Genomic DNA, 14,755 nt, shown 5'->3' on the forward strand with positions numbered 1-14,755 from the left:
GATATTTGATGGTCAAGTTATTGGAAAATCAAGTAGCGATTGTTACTGGAGGTGGATCTGGTATCGGTAAAGCAACTGCACTATTGTTTGCTGAACATGGAGCGCGTGTTGCGGTAGCAGATTTAGATGAAAAACTGTCAGCTGAAACGGTGGCAGAAATTAAGGCACTTGGAAGCGAAGCCGTTTCTATCTGTGGAAACCTATTAGATCCTGAATTTCCGAAGCAAGTGGTAGAAGCAACTATAGCTACCTTTAGTAAACTGGATATTCTTGTGAATAATGCAGGCTATTGCCTTGACGGTTTAATTCATAAAATGACAGATGAGCAGTTCCTTGAAATTATGAACATTCACTTGGTCGTCCCGTTCCGTCTCATTCGTGCAGCATCTCCATATATGCGTGATGTTGCAAAGAAAGAAATTGAGCAAGGGATTGTTCATCACCGTAAAATTATCAACGTTTCCTCTGGTTCAGGTGTAAGAGGAAATATGGGGCAGGCAAACTATTCTTCTGCAAAAGCAGGAGTCATTGGATTATCAAAGGTAGTTGCACAGGAATGGGGACAATTTAACATTAACAGTAACGCCGTTGCTTTTGGATTTATTGATACGCGTCTTACACGTCCAAAAGAAGAAGGAACAGTAATTAATGGAGAAGTAGTAGGCATTCCTGAAAAAGTACGCAACATATTAATTAACAAAATTCCCCAAAAACGTGTTGGTAAAGCTGAGGAAGCAGCTGCAAGTATTTTATTCCTTGCCTCTCCATTGTCCAATTATGTAAATGGACAAGTGCTTGGTGTAAACGGAGGTTCATTAACCTAATCGTTTCCTTAAAAAGAGAGGATGTAGAGACATAATACGAAATAGTTAAAAAGAAGAGGTGAAGAAACATGTCAAACGTGAAAGATTTAATCGGGCTTGAGTTAGAACCTTACAGTATGGCAGTGGAAAAAGGAAAAATAAAAGAATTAGCACTCGCTCTTGGTGATGATAATCCGATTTACTATGATTTGGAGGCAGCGAAAAAAGAAGGGTATGACGGAATCCCTATCCCCCCTACATTCTTACAAGTAATTGACTTGTGGGGCGGATTGGGTTCAGCAGAAAAAGTGGAGAAGTTGAAATTCAACCTAGTTAGAGTTTTACATGGACAGCAAGCGTATGAATATCTAGGTGATATTGTGGCTGGAGATGTATTATCAGTAACCAGCAAGGTGGTTGCGGCGGAGACGAAATCAGGAAGTACCGGGGTAATGGAATTCGTATCATTGGAAAATCAATATCAAAATCAACGAGGCGAATTGGTAGCCATTACAAGAAGCACATTAGTGCATCGTCTTTAATAGAAAGGGGAAATAAATGATGTTTTATGAGGATGTAAATGAAGGATATGAATTCCCAGTACTGAAAAAGGAACCAATTACGCGCGTTCAACTTGTAAGGTTTGCAGGTGCTTCTGGTGATTTCCATCCCCTTCATTTGGTTGAAGAGGTAGCCGAGAAAGCAGGTATGAAGATTCTGGCTCACGGAATGTTAGTTATGGGCATGTTGTCCCATGGGGTTACATCATGGGTTTCTAGAAAAAACATTAAGAAACTACAAGTAAGATTTAGTAAAATGACGTTTCCTGGTGAAACCATCCAGATTGTAGGGAAAGTGCTAGAGAAAAAGGCTAATAACATAGTATTGTGTGAAGTACAGGCGAAGAACATCGAAGGCGAAGTAAAAGTGGCAGGAGTTTTTGAAGCGACATTGCCATCAAGAAAATTGTAGATCAATCTATTTCTCCAATCTAACCGCCTTGAGTAACGTGGAATTGGGCAAAACTATTACCTCACACGTTGCTCAAAGACGGTTTTTATTTATACAGGGTTAATTAAGTAGTTTACATTTTTATGAATCAGCATTACGGGATAATAAATCTACGTATCATGCATAAGCCAAATTTATTAAAAAACAGTTGTGTAATTAGTAAATAAAAACTTTCTGGAGGGATTCATATTGTCAAATACAATTGCTAAGCAGGTCAAATTTGATTTATTTAAGAGAGAAAGACCTTTTCTTACTCATGAACATGAGTTATTTCGCAATTCTCTTCAAAAATTTCTTGAAAAGGAAGCACTCCCTTATATTGAGAAATGGGAGGAAGAAAAATATACCCCACGAGAATTTTATGAAAAAATGGGTCACAATGGTTTTCTTTGTCCGCAAATCCAACCTGAATATGGCGGTCTAGGACTCGATTTTGGTTTTAATATGATTTTAGCTGAAGAGTTAAACCGTGTTGGAGTAGGTACCTTGGCAAGCACTAGCAGTTCAATTATCGTACCTTACCTTGAACGATTCGGAACAGAAGAACAAAAGAAAAAGTACTTGCCAAAATGTGTTAGCGGAGAGATTACAACTGCTGTTGCAATGACGGAGCCAGGAATAGGTTCCGACCTGGCCAATATGAGCACAACAGCTGTACGCGATGGTAACGAATATATCTTGAACGGGCAAAAAACCTTTATCTCAAATGGTCTAAATGCAGGGCTGTTCTTCGTTGCTGTCAAAACAGATCCAAAAGCTACTCCTGCACGAAAAGGAATGAGTATCATCTTGGTTGAGGCTGGTGCACCAGGGTTTTCACTTGGACGTAAGTTGAAAAAACTAGGTCAGCATTCTACAGATACAGTTGAATTAATTTTTGAGGACGCGCGTGTTCCATTAGTGAATTTACTAGGTGAAGAAGGAAAAGGTTTCTACTACCTGATGGATAGGCTCCAACAAGAGCGCCTTTTAATTGCCATCGGTGCATTAATTGTCGCTGAAGAAATGCTAAAGTCGACCATTGGATATGTAAAAGAGAGACACGCATTTGGAAAGCCGATTAGTTCATTTCAAAACACTCAATTTGAGATTGCTGAAATGGCAACCGAATTGTCAATGGCTCAGACCTTTCTTGATGATTTAACAAACAAACATTTGCAAGGTGAAAACATCGTTACACAGATTACAATGGCGAAATGGTTCATAACTGAGATGGCAAGAAGGATGTCAGCACGGTGCTTGCAACTTCATGGAGGATACGGATTTATGGAGGAATATCCCATTGCTCGCCGTTATCGAGATGTAGCGGTCATGCCTATTTATGGTGGTACAACGGAAATTATGAAAAACATTATCGCCAAAAACCTTGGTTTATAAATAATTCAATAATTTAATGTTTTGGCCTTAATATAAGTAGAAAACCGATCCAATTCTATTTATTTAACTAAAAAGGAATGAGTATAAATGAAATTTGAAACGAAAATCGCGATGTCTAAACCGGATGCGATATATGTACATGGATTTAATTTAACGGAAGATTTAATAGGAAATATCACCTTGGCTGATATGGCATTTTTAGGAGCAACACATCGCCGACCAACCAAAGAAGAGTCTAAAATGCTCAATGCATGTATGGTAGCCGTTTGCGAACACGGATTTACCCCTAGTTCAATTTCCGCTCGTCTAACTTATTTAGGTGCACCTGAAGCTGTTCAAGCCGCAGTTGCAGCTGGACTATTAGGTGCAGGTTCAGTCTACCTTGGAGCTATGGAAAATGCAGCACAAATGCTTCAAGAAGGCTGGGAAACATATGGCCAGGAAAAGGACGTTACTTTGGCAGCTACAAGTATAATACAGGAACGAAAAGTGAAAAAACTACAAGTAATGGGGTTTGGTCATCCGGTCCATAAGCCAGTTGATCCACGTACGCCTAAATTATTTGCTTTAGCTGAAGAATTAGGCTTTAACGGGATACATACTGCATTGATGAAAGAAATTCATCGTCAAATTAATAAGCAAAAAAATAAGCAAATTAGCTTAAATGCAGCAGGGGCAATCGGTGCAGTTCTTTCGGATATGTCTTTGCCTTTCAGTGTTGTAAAATCATTTGCTGTCGCAGCACGTGCAGTTGGTTTAATAGCACATATTGTTGAAGAAATAGAAGCCGGTCGAAAAAATTGTATATCTCAGAAACTATATAATCATATCGAAGCAAATACGTTATATACAAATGATATATCAGTAAAATAAAAAAACATTTAACAGATGGGTGGAGGTTTTAAAGATTAATAATGTTGTAGAAAAAGATTGTTGAGAAAGGAAATCTGATAAATGAACATTTTAGTATTAATCAAACAAACTTTTGATACAGAAGAAAAAATTACACTACAAAATGGAAAGATTTGCGAAGATGGTGTTAATTTCATCATCAATCCTTACGATGAATATGCAATTGAAGAAGCACTCAAGTTACGTGATTTACATGGCGGCGAAGTAACGGTTATCACTATCGGCCCAGAACGTTCAGAAAATGCTCTCAGAACAGCACTTGCTATGGGGGCAGACAAAGCAATCATTGTAGATAGTGAAGACCAAGAACTGGATGAGCACAGCATTTCCAAAGTTCTGGCGGCTGTAATTAAAGGTCGGAAATATGATCTTATTTTAGGTGGAAATATGGCAGTTGATTATGGTTCTGGACAAGTAGGGCCTCGCCTTGCTGAAGAACTTGATATTCCACAAATTACGACTATTACTTATATAGAGGTTAATGGAAATCAAGTCATAATTGAGCGGGATGTGGAAGGGGATAAAGAATTGGTAGAATCTTCACTCCCGGTACTTGCAACTGCGCAACAAGGCTTGAATGAACCACGATATCCATCGCTTCCTGGAATCATGAGAGCGAAGAAAAAACCAATCGAAAGATTAGAGATTGACGATTTTGATTTCGAAGATGATATAGATGCAAAGACCGTTGTGACGGAAACGTATTTCCCACCGAAGAAAGATGCTGGACGTATCCTGATTGGGGAAATAAAGGATCAAGTAAGTGAATTAGCAAATCTTCTTCGAAGTGAAGCAAAGGTATTATAAACAATTCTGGGGGAATAAACGGATATGAAAAAAGTACTCGTCTTGACAGAAGCTAAATATGGAAGTTTAAGGGGAGTATCCCTTGAAATGCTGTCTGCTGCTCATCGCCTAGCTGATGGCGGGGAAGTCATAGCAGTCGCTATTGGCAACGAAGCGATATATTATGCAAATGAATTAGGTAAACATGGAGCAAAAAAAATATATATTGTTGGCAACAAAGAGCTAGATATGTACATCACTGAAGGGTATTCGCAGGCATTGCAACAAATAATTGATATGGTTAATCCCGAAGCAATTCTAATGCCTCATACAGCAATAGGAAAGGATCTTGCACCTCGCATTGCTGCACGTTATGACCTTGGTTTAATATCCGATGTGATTGATGTTCAAGTTGTTAATGATGTTGTAATTTTTACTCGTCCTATTTATTCCGGAAAAGCATTTGAGAAAAAGACAGTAGTATCTGGTATCCCATTTGCAACTGTGCGTCCGAATAATATCCCTATGAAAGAAATTAATGGAACAACTGAAATTGTGCGTTTAAATGTTGAAATCAAAGATATACGGACGATTGTTAAAGAAGTAGTGAGAACTTCGACAGGAGTTGTAGATCTATCAGAAGCGAAAATAGTCATCTCGGGTGGCCGCGGAGTTAAATCGGCAGAAGGTTTTAAGCCGCTCGAGGAACTAGCGGATGTCCTTAATGGTGCGATAGGTGCTTCCCGGGGTGCATGTGATGCTGAATATTGTGATTATTCTCTGCAAATAGGGCAAACAGGTAAAGTAGTTACACCCGATTTATATATCGCTTGTGGGATTTCGGGTGCAATACAACATTTATCAGGAATGTCAAACGCTAAAATTGTTGTTGCTATTAATAAAGATCCGAATGCGCCTATTTTTCAGGTGGCAGACTACGGAATTGTTGGTGACTTGTTCGAAGTGGTTCCGTTGCTTACCGAAGAATTCAAAAAAGTACTTGTTAATTCTTAAACAATATACTTTATTATCTTGCAGGCCCAATTATTTAGATTTTTTTAGTGCTTAGTAAGTAAACCAACAGCAACATAAAAGCAGGATTAAGGAGCTTAAAAATTATTTATCCTAATACATCTATTGTAATGTGAAATGGATATATTGGGAGAAAATGAAATGAGATGATGGGAAACGAAACTATAAAGCTTTTGGCATGGACGGAGGATTTTCATATGGGCTTCAGTCTGCCATGTCTAAACTGATTGCCGGTGATATCGGAATGGAAGTAGTAATCAAGGCTATGTAAGAAGAAATATCTTATTCATACGTCAAAAAAAAATGGAGAATATATATGAGATTTCAAGGAAAAGTAGCAGTCGTTACTGGTTCAGGAAAAGGGATCGGTAAGTCTATCATACGAAAATTAGTTCAAGAAGGAGCTTTAGTTACAGTATCAGATTTGAATAAGGAAACATGTGAAGAGACTGCCTTGGAAATTAACAATAGCGGGGGAAAGGCAATCGCAGTTGATGGCGACGTATCTAATTCAGTGGATGCAAGAAATATTGTCGAAAAAACAATAGAAGCTTATGGGAAAATTGACATTCTCGTTAATAATGCAGGGGTTTTGAAGGATTCGCGCATCAAAGATATGGAAGAGGAAGATTGGGATAAAGTTATCGATGTTTGTCTTAAAGGCGCTTTTCTATGTTCAAAATATGCTTCTGCGTATATGGTTGATCAAAATTACGGGAAAATTATAAATATTTCATCGAGAGCATATCTAGGAAATCCAGGTCAAGCAAATTACTCTTCTGCAAAGGCAGGAATTGTTGGACTAACACGATCTTTAGCAAAAGAATTGGGTAAAAATAACATTAATGTCAATGCTGTAGCACCTGGGCTGATTGAAACTGATGCACTAAAGAGCCATCCGAAATATAAAAAAATTAAAGACTTACAAAAGAAGGATACACCAATACCGCGAATTGGATTACCTGAAGATGTGGCCAATGCGGTATTGTTTTTTGCTTCTGAAGAGGCGGACTATATTTCAGGAGATATATTACACGTCTCTGGCGGAAGGTTTGGTTAAATAAATTCAGAAAAATAACCTGATAAAAAAAGATAGAAAAATCGACAAATGAGGAGGGGAAATATGTCAAAGGAGACCATGTATTTTGACGACTTTGTAGTTGGAGAAAGCTTTTTATCTCCTGCTAGAACTATCACGGAAACAGATGTAGTAAATTTTGCTGGCTTGTCTGGTGACTATAATGCTCTCCATGTTGATAATGAGTATGCGAACAACTCCATATTTGGTGGACGTATTGCACATGGGCTTCTTGGATTGACTGTCGCTTCTGGCTTATTTACGAGGACGGACTTAAATAGGAAAATGGCGTCATCCCTTCTAGCACTTTTGGGGATTAATTCTTGGAGATTTCTAGGTCCGCTCAAATTCGGAGATACTATACATCTTGAAATTGAAATTGTATCAAAAGAAGAAACAAGTAAGCCTGATAGGGGAATTGTATATTTTAATCGCAAAGTAGTGAATCAAAGAGGAGAGCTTATCCAAGAGGGAACGACCCCCATGTTGATTAAAAGAAGTAATACTAATTTATAAATAAGGAGGAAATGAAATGGCTCTAATATTGTCTGATGAGCAAATGATGATAAAAGATACCGTTAGAAGATTTTTGGATAAGGATATACTTCCAATTGTAGATAGCTATGAAAAATCAGGAAAAGCAGTTTCAAAAGAGATTGTTCAACAATTAGTGCCTCTTGGTTATTTAGGAGGCCTTCTTCCAGAAAACGCAGGGGGTCTAGGGCTAAATTATACAACCTATTTTACTATGATTGAAGAATTATCAAGAGTTTGGCCATCCTTACGTGCAACTGTCGGGCTTACGAATTCGGTTTTGACACATATCTATGAATATGGAACTGAAAATCAAAAAAAAAGATTCTTAGAACCTTTGTTAAAGGGAGAAAAATTTGGCTTTTTTGCTCTAACGGAACCTAATGTTGGATCGGATACTTCCAGCATTCAAACACGAGCAGAACTAAGAGGAGATAAGTGGATTATCAATGGTTCAAAGATGTTTATTACGAACGGTGTAGAAGGTGAAGTCGGTATTGTCATCGCACAAACGGATAAGTCCAAAGGGAATGAGGGAATTGCTGCTTTCATAGTAGAAAAAGGAGAATCTCATTATGAAACTAAACCTATTGAAAAAATGGGAACCACCAGCTGTCCTTTTGCAGAGTTGATTTTTGAAGATTGCGAAATTCCAGCAGAAAATTTACTTGGAAAAGTAGGGGACGGATTAAGACAGGGGCTGAAATTCCTGAATAGCGCACGGGCAATGGTCGCTTTTATATCTACTGGAATCGCCCAAGCATGTATTAACGCTTCAGTAAAATATGCCAAAGAACGTATCCAATTTGGCAAACCAATTGGAGGTTTCCAACTAATACAAGCAAAAATCAGTGAAATGGTGACACTTACAAACGCAATGCGTTTACTTGGTCTTCATGCCAGCCATTTATTAGATCAGGGAAAACCATGCAAAGTGGAATGCTCAATGGCAAAATACTTTGCAACTGAAAATGTATTAAAGGTTGCTGAAGAAGCACTTCAAATTCATGGTGGTTATGGATACACGAAAGAATTCCCCGTTGAACGCTATTACCGTGATATTCGATATTTTACGATTGCTGAAGGAACAAATGAGATTCAAAAACTAATCATCGGTAGAGAAATTTTAGGAATTTCAGCATTTAAATAAAATGGTTTTTTTAAAAAATTTGTCCTTAAGAAATCTTTTGGACTAGCAAATTCGAAAAAACGGAACATCTTTTGACATTAATTACTGCAATTTAAGGTCCATTTTTCCTGAGTAACTTAAATAAAAAGAATTATTTATCCGCTGAGAACACAGGTAGAATAAATGTTTTCTTGAATTAGAGGAAAGAATAGTAGCTATTATTAAAATACGCGAAACGATAATGTCAATAAGTATTTGTTAAAGGCAACTGAACGAAAAGAGGCAATGGCAGCTACACTGAATCCTTAAAGCTTTTTATCCATAATATTTACTTAATGTACCTTTTCATATGTAAACTTTATTAAATGGCAAAAGTTAATTATTATACAAGTGTAAAGATTCAAATAATTTAAAAATTAAGCGACGCCCTTAAGGAGGAGATAAAGTTATTTGAAATGTTAAACGTAAAAATTATCGCCTTTAGGAAGGAAGTGGACTGATGGAAAATTTAGACCCAAATGCCATTGCATATTTAGAAATGTATAATAAATTGCCTGCACTACATTTGATGGAGCCAAAGGCAGTAAGAGAAATATTTGCAAACGCACCCCCAGTAGTAGTTGAGCTTGCGCCGCTCGAAAAAGTAGAAACCCGCCAGATTTGTGTGGGAGAGGATGCTGAAATTAAAATTAGAATTTACACACCTGAGGGGCAAGGTCCATTTCCCCTTTTTATATACTATCATGGCGGTGGTTGGGTATTAGGTAATCTAGAAACATCTGATGCAACCTGCCGAATGCTTGCAAATCGAACTGGCAGGATTGTAGTTTCCGTGGATTATCGGTTAGCACCTGAGTATAAGTTTCCTGTTCCGGTAGAAGATTCATATAAAGCATTGAAATGGGTAAGTAACAATCACTCTGCCATTAATGGCGACGCATCTAATCTAGTAGTAGGTGGTGATAGTGCAGGGGGAAACCTTGCCACTGTCGTGTTACTTATCTCTAAGGAACAAAACGGACCAGCCATTGCAGCTCAGGTTCTAATTTATCCGGTAACCTGCCTGAGCTATGACACTGAGTCATACCAGAAATTTCAAAAAGGATTCGGTATGGAAAGAGAATTGATGATGTGGTTTGGCAATCATTATACGAACAATGATGAGGAAAAGTGTCATAAATATGTTGCACCATTAATGGCGAATGATGTAAGTAATCTCCCGCCAGCTATTGTGATCACTGCAGAAAATGATGTACTTAGAGATGAAGGATTGGCATATGCAGAATGCCTTAGGAGAGCAGGAGTTAAGGTGAAATTGATTTGTGAACAAGGGTTAGTACACGGCTATTTTACAAATATGGCGATGTTTCCTGTTCGTATAAAAGCATCTATTTCTAGAATTGCTGAATATTTAAATAAAATAGAACAAACGATGAAAAACAAGGCTTAGTGTGAAAGGGCTTACATATTATTGGTCCTTATATAAAGAAAATGCTGTAATTTCTAAACAAAAAGTTTTTTGAATTTATGGAGGGAAGATAGATTATGGTGGCTAATCAAAAATATAACCAGACAAATCAGAATAACGACTTCGACGCGATTGTAATCGGGGCAGGATTTTCAGGGTTATACATGCTGCACCGTTTACGTGAAGCAGGACTTTCCACCCGTGTTTTCGAGTCAAATAGTGATGTAGGCGGTGTATGGTATGTAAATCGCTATCCCGGAGCGAGATGTGACTCGGATAGTATCATTTATAATTATACTTTTTCTGAAGAGATTCTACAGGAATGGACATGGACTTCTAGATTCCCGGAACAGGAAGAAATACTGAGCTATCTTAACTTTGTTGCCAATAAATTAGATTTGCGCCGTGATATTCAATTCAATACACGTATAATTGCTGCTCATTATGACGAGATAAATAAACGGTGGAGGTTCCAAACTGAAGAGGGCACTAGCTTAACGGCGAAGTATTTCATTTCAGGGATAGGATTCCTCTCAACCGCAAATATACCAAAATTTAAGGGATTGGATAGTTTCAAGGGAGATTGGTACCACACAGGAAATTGGCCTCATGAAAAGGTAGACTTCAAGGGTAAGCGTGTTGGAGTTATAGGCACAGGTTCAAGTGGTATTCAATCCATCCCAATCATTGCCCAGGAAGCAGATCACCTCACCGTCTTTCAGCGAACCCCAGGGTACTGTACTCCTGCCAGAAACCATCCCTATGACCCTGAGTTCATCAGTAAAACTAAAGCAAACTACAGCAAGATTCGGAATCATACTCGAAATTCTAAGGGTGGATATCTTGATACGCTGATTAATAATCGTTCAGCTCTGGATGATACCCTAGAGGAACGCCAGCGGGAATACGAGAAAGTTTGGGAAAAAGGTGGATTTTCAATGCAAGTTACCTACAATGATTTGATGGTAAACCCAGAAGCCAACGACACAGCGGCAGAATTCATCCGCTCTAAGATTAGTGAAATCGTAAACGACCAAGAGGTGGCAGAGAAACTTAAGCCGAAGTATTATTACGGCGGAAAGCGACCGGTTCTGGACACTAATTATTATGAGACATATAATCGTGAAAATGTTGCTTTGGTAGATGTAAAAAGCGCACCAATTGCAGAGATCACGCCCAATGGAATCCGAACAACAGAACATGAGTATGAACTTGACATGATTGTTTTTGCTACTGGCTTCGATGGGATGACAGGTCCATTGTTTAAGATAGATATCCGAGGTAAAGATGGTTTGTCTCTAAAGGAGAAATGGGTTAATGGAGCAAAGGTTAAAACATACCTAGGAATCGCTAACGCTGGATTCCCGAACATGTTTATGATTACTGGTCCGCAGAGTCCCTCCGCGCTCAGCAACCTTCCGGTATCGATCGAGCAGCATGTTGAATGGATAGGTGATTGCATTGAATATCTTCGTAAGAAGGGTGTGGAAACCATTGAAGCGAATATAGACGCGGAAGAAGCATGGAGTAAACATTGCAAAGAGTTGGCTGACCAATCTCTATATACCAAGGCAGACTCCTGGTACACAGGTGCCAATATTGAAGGTAAACCGCGTAGCTTCCTCATTTATATTGGAGGTGTACAAGCATACCGGCAGAAATGTGATGAGATAGCTGTCAGGGGCTATGATGGTTTTTCATTAACCCCCGCTAGAGATACAGTTTTATAAAAGGGATTTCGTGTCAAATGGTTAAATTCAAAAAGATAGGGGATGAATAATAAATGTCAAAATTATTAGATAAATATCAGGGGAACGTAGCAAAATTTCTTTCTGGCACAAAGAAAATGTTCATTAATGGTGAATGGGTTCCTTCTCTTTCTGGTAAAGTATATGAATCTATTAATCCAGCAAATGGAGAAGTCATTGCTAAAATTTATGAGGGGGAAAGGAGAGATGTGGATCGTGCAGTTCGTGCTGCAAGGTCAGCTTTTAAAGGACCGTGGTCAACTACTTCTCCTGCAACAAGGTCGAAACTCCTCAATAAACTGGCTGATTTGCTTGAACTTCATTCAGAAGAGTTTGCCTATCTCGAAACGCTTGATGGCGGTATAACTATTAATTTTTCTCGCTATGGATTTGTTCCCTCAGCAATCGCCCATCTGCGCTATTATGCAGGCTGGGCCACTAAATTAACCGGTGATACGATACCTTTTGCGAATGGGGGAAACGTCCATGCATACACAAAAAGGGAGCCAATAGGGGTTTGTGGACAAATTACGTCATGGAATATTCCTTTGCTTGGGGCAATTTGGAAATTAGCAGCCCCCCTTGCTGCAGGAAATACAATTATCTTAAAGCCTTCCCAGCAAACGTCCCTTACAACATTGCTATTAGGTGAGCTTATAAGGGAAGCAGGTTTCCCTGACGGGACAGTAAATATTGTAACCGGTTCCGGAGGGGTTATTGGGGAAGCTATCACCAGCCATCCCGATATAGATAAAATCGGCTTCACTGGTTCAACGGTTGTTGGGAAAGGAATTATGAAGAACTCTTCTCAAACGTTGAAAAATATAACATTGGAATTAGGAGGGAAATCGCCGAATATTATTTTTGCAGATGCTGACATCGATAAAGCAATAAAAGGCTCCTTCATGGGGATGTTTACCAATCAGGGTCAAGTATGCATGGCGGGTTCCCGACTCTATGTAGAAAAAAAGGTGTATAACCAAGTTACAGAAAAATTAGTTGAAATGGCGCAACAGATGAAAGTAGGCAACCCGTTAGATCAAAAGACACAGATGGGGCCGCTGGTTTCTAAACAGCATCTTGAAACAGTAAAAAATTATATTAAAACTGCTAAAAAAGAAGGGGCCAAAGTTTTGACAGGAGGAAATACTTTACAGGGTGACGAGTTAGCAGGTGGAAATTACTTGCAGCCAACAATACTAATTAATCTGGATGAAAACTGTATAGCTGTTAAAGAGGAGATATTTGGACCAGTTTTATGTATCATGCCATTTGAGGATATAGATGAGGTAATTAGAAGAGCTAATTTAACTGAATATGGACTGGCATCTGGTGTATGGACGAAAGATATTTCCAAAGCTTTTAAGGTTGTTAATACATTAGAAGCAGGAACCGTTTGGGTAAATAACTACCTCAAATCGGATAATGCGATTCCTTTAACTGGATATAAACAGAGCGGGATTGGTGCAGAAATGGGTTATCCAGGTATTGAAGCATATACCAAAACGAAAAGTGTTGTAATTAATCTGGATTAAACTCAAATCATCTATTTTGAAGGAGGAATAATATTGAAAGCACTAGTACTAGTAGATAAACAGAGGTGTGAGGTTAAAAATGTTCCCGATCCAACACCTGATAAGGATGGAATCGTAATTAAAGTAATGGCAAATGGAGTTTGCCGAAGTGATTGGCATATGTGGATGCATGGGCAGCCGGAAAACCGCATCTTGGGACATGAATTTAGCGGTGTAGTCGAAGAAGTGGGCAAAGAAGTGACTCGATTTAAAAAGGGAGATCGGGTAATTGTGCCATTTATAAGCAGTGATGGAACTTGTCCACATTGTCTCGGCGGTAAGTCACATCTTTGTGACTCTCGCTTATCGCCAGGTGCAAACTATGATGGTGGCTATGCAGATTACGTGGCTATTCCAAAAGGTGATCGCAATGTGATTCATCTTCCAGAAGACCTGAATTTTCTTGATGCCTCTGCCTTAGGTTGTCGATTCATGACTGCCTATCATGGGCTGGTTGATCGGGTACAGGTTCTTCCAGGAGAGTGGGTGGCCGTTTATGGGTGTGGTGGTCTCGGGTTATCCGCGATAAACATCGCATCCACGATGGGGGCCCATATAATCGGCGTTGACATTAATGATGCTAACCTCGAGTTAGCAAAGCAGATGGGTGCTAATTATACCATTAATAGCCGTGTAACGAATCCCGTTAATGCAATAATGGAAATCACGAGAGGCGGAGCAGACGTTTCCGTGGATGCACTAGGGCATTCCGAAACATGTGTTAACTCAATCCGCAGTTTAAAAAATGATGGACGTCACTTGCAAGGGGGAATCATTTCAAACGAAGGTGGGAATGTTTCAATTCCGGTCAATGAGATGCTCAAGAAAGAGATTCGTTTTATTTCTACCTATGGAATGCCTGTTCATCGTTTTTCATCTTTACTTCCTTTGGTTTCACAGGGAAAGCTTACACCAGGAAAAATGGTGAATCGTGAAGTATCCCTTTCTGAAGTGAACAGCCTTTTTGAAAGTATGAGCCGAAATGCTCTTTCAGGTACATTTGTTGTGACAAAATTCGAATAATATCGTATAGCTATTGAACCAGATCATTGTTTCTATAATGATTTTTACTCCTGATATAGGTTTAACAGTTTTTAAAAAGGTAAAGAAGAGGGGGATTATATTGATTTTGAAAAAAATCGTTGATGAATATGAATCAATAAAAGGAAATATGAATGTAGCCCGTAAGCAGTTTGGTGAACATCATCATCTTGTAGCCGAATATCAGAATCAATTAGATAATCTATGTAATCGATATATCAATGTTAAGAGAACAGATAGTAGATTAAATGATGAAAAGTAA

At 38.7% G+C, this 14,755-nt stretch carries 15 protein-coding genes; all 15 read left to right on the forward strand.

Annotated features, from left to right (window positions below):
- The first annotated feature begins 8 nt into the window (after nt 1-8).
- The 15 genes from CWS20_RS04010 (at nt 9) to CWS20_RS04080 (ending at nt 14,755) form a co-directional block, all read left to right on the forward strand.
- Nucleotides 9-824 (forward strand): SDR family NAD(P)-dependent oxidoreductase, encoded by an 816-nt coding sequence (locus CWS20_RS04010; protein ID WP_066199979.1) that lies wholly within the window; start codon nt 9-11, stop codon nt 822-824.
- 68 nt (nt 825-892) lie between these two features.
- Nucleotides 893-1,345 carry a MaoC family dehydratase N-terminal domain-containing protein gene (locus CWS20_RS04015; protein ID WP_066199976.1) on the forward strand — a complete coding sequence of 151 codons (453 nt, stop codon included), beginning with the start codon at nt 893-895 and terminating at the stop codon, nt 1,343-1,345.
- A gap of 16 nt (nt 1,346-1,361) precedes the next feature.
- Nucleotides 1,362-1,775 (forward strand): MaoC/PaaZ C-terminal domain-containing protein, encoded by a 414-nt coding sequence (locus CWS20_RS04020; RefSeq protein WP_066199973.1) that lies wholly within the window; start codon nt 1,362-1,364, stop codon nt 1,773-1,775.
- Between the two features lie 228 nt (nt 1,776-2,003).
- Nucleotides 2,004-3,191, forward strand: coding sequence for an acyl-CoA dehydrogenase family protein (locus CWS20_RS04025; RefSeq protein ID WP_083957447.1), 1,188 nt, complete (start codon nt 2,004-2,006; stop codon nt 3,189-3,191).
- 87 nt (nt 3,192-3,278) lie between these two features.
- Complete coding sequence (locus tag CWS20_RS04030; protein ID WP_066199970.1) at nt 3,279-4,064, forward strand: citryl-CoA lyase; 786 nt, start codon at nt 3,279-3,281, stop codon at nt 4,062-4,064.
- Nucleotides 4,065-4,145: 81 nt separating this feature from the next.
- Nucleotides 4,146-4,910, forward strand: coding sequence for an electron transfer flavoprotein subunit beta/FixA family protein (locus CWS20_RS04035; protein ID WP_066199967.1), 765 nt, complete (start codon nt 4,146-4,148; stop codon nt 4,908-4,910).
- A gap of 24 nt (nt 4,911-4,934) precedes the next feature.
- On the forward strand, nt 4,935-5,903 hold the full coding sequence (locus CWS20_RS04040; RefSeq protein ID WP_066199964.1) for an electron transfer flavoprotein subunit alpha/FixB family protein: 969 nt from the start codon (nt 4,935-4,937) through the stop codon (nt 5,901-5,903).
- Between the two features lie 334 nt (nt 5,904-6,237).
- Nucleotides 6,238-6,981, forward strand: a complete 744-nt coding sequence (locus CWS20_RS04045) for an SDR family NAD(P)-dependent oxidoreductase (protein ID WP_083957446.1) — start codon at nt 6,238-6,240, stop codon at nt 6,979-6,981.
- A gap of 63 nt (nt 6,982-7,044) precedes the next feature.
- Nucleotides 7,045-7,515, forward strand: a complete 471-nt coding sequence (locus CWS20_RS04050; RefSeq protein WP_241198633.1) for a MaoC/PaaZ C-terminal domain-containing protein — start codon at nt 7,045-7,047, stop codon at nt 7,513-7,515.
- A gap of 16 nt (nt 7,516-7,531) precedes the next feature.
- Entirely contained in the window at nt 7,532-8,683 is a 1,152-nt protein-coding gene (locus tag CWS20_RS04055) for an acyl-CoA dehydrogenase family protein (protein WP_066199958.1), read from the forward strand.
- Between the two features lie 478 nt (nt 8,684-9,161).
- Complete coding sequence (lipP1, locus tag CWS20_RS04060) at nt 9,162-10,112, forward strand: LipP1 family hormone-sensitive lipase (protein ID WP_170063570.1); 951 nt, start codon at nt 9,162-9,164, stop codon at nt 10,110-10,112.
- A 95-nt stretch (nt 10,113-10,207) separates the two neighbouring features.
- The gene (locus CWS20_RS04065) at nt 10,208-11,860 is read left to right on the forward strand and encodes a flavin-containing monooxygenase (RefSeq protein WP_066199953.1); all 1,653 of its coding nucleotides are present in this window, start codon (nt 10,208-10,210) and stop codon (nt 11,858-11,860) included.
- A 53-nt stretch (nt 11,861-11,913) separates the two neighbouring features.
- Nucleotides 11,914-13,413 carry an aldehyde dehydrogenase family protein gene (locus CWS20_RS04070; protein WP_066199951.1) on the forward strand — a complete coding sequence of 500 codons (1,500 nt, stop codon included), beginning with the start codon at nt 11,914-11,916 and terminating at the stop codon, nt 13,411-13,413.
- Nucleotides 13,414-13,446: 33 nt separating this feature from the next.
- Nucleotides 13,447-14,475 (forward strand): alcohol dehydrogenase catalytic domain-containing protein, encoded by a 1,029-nt coding sequence (locus tag CWS20_RS04075; RefSeq protein ID WP_066199947.1) that lies wholly within the window; start codon nt 13,447-13,449, stop codon nt 14,473-14,475.
- Nucleotides 14,476-14,575: 100 nt separating this feature from the next.
- Nucleotides 14,576-14,755, forward strand: a complete 180-nt coding sequence (locus CWS20_RS04080; protein WP_066199944.1) for a hypothetical protein — start codon at nt 14,576-14,578, stop codon at nt 14,753-14,755.

The organism is Cytobacillus horneckiae (genome assembly GCF_002835735.1).
Classification (GTDB): Bacteria; Bacillota; Bacilli; order Bacillales; family Cytobacillaceae; genus Cytobacillus; species Cytobacillus horneckiae.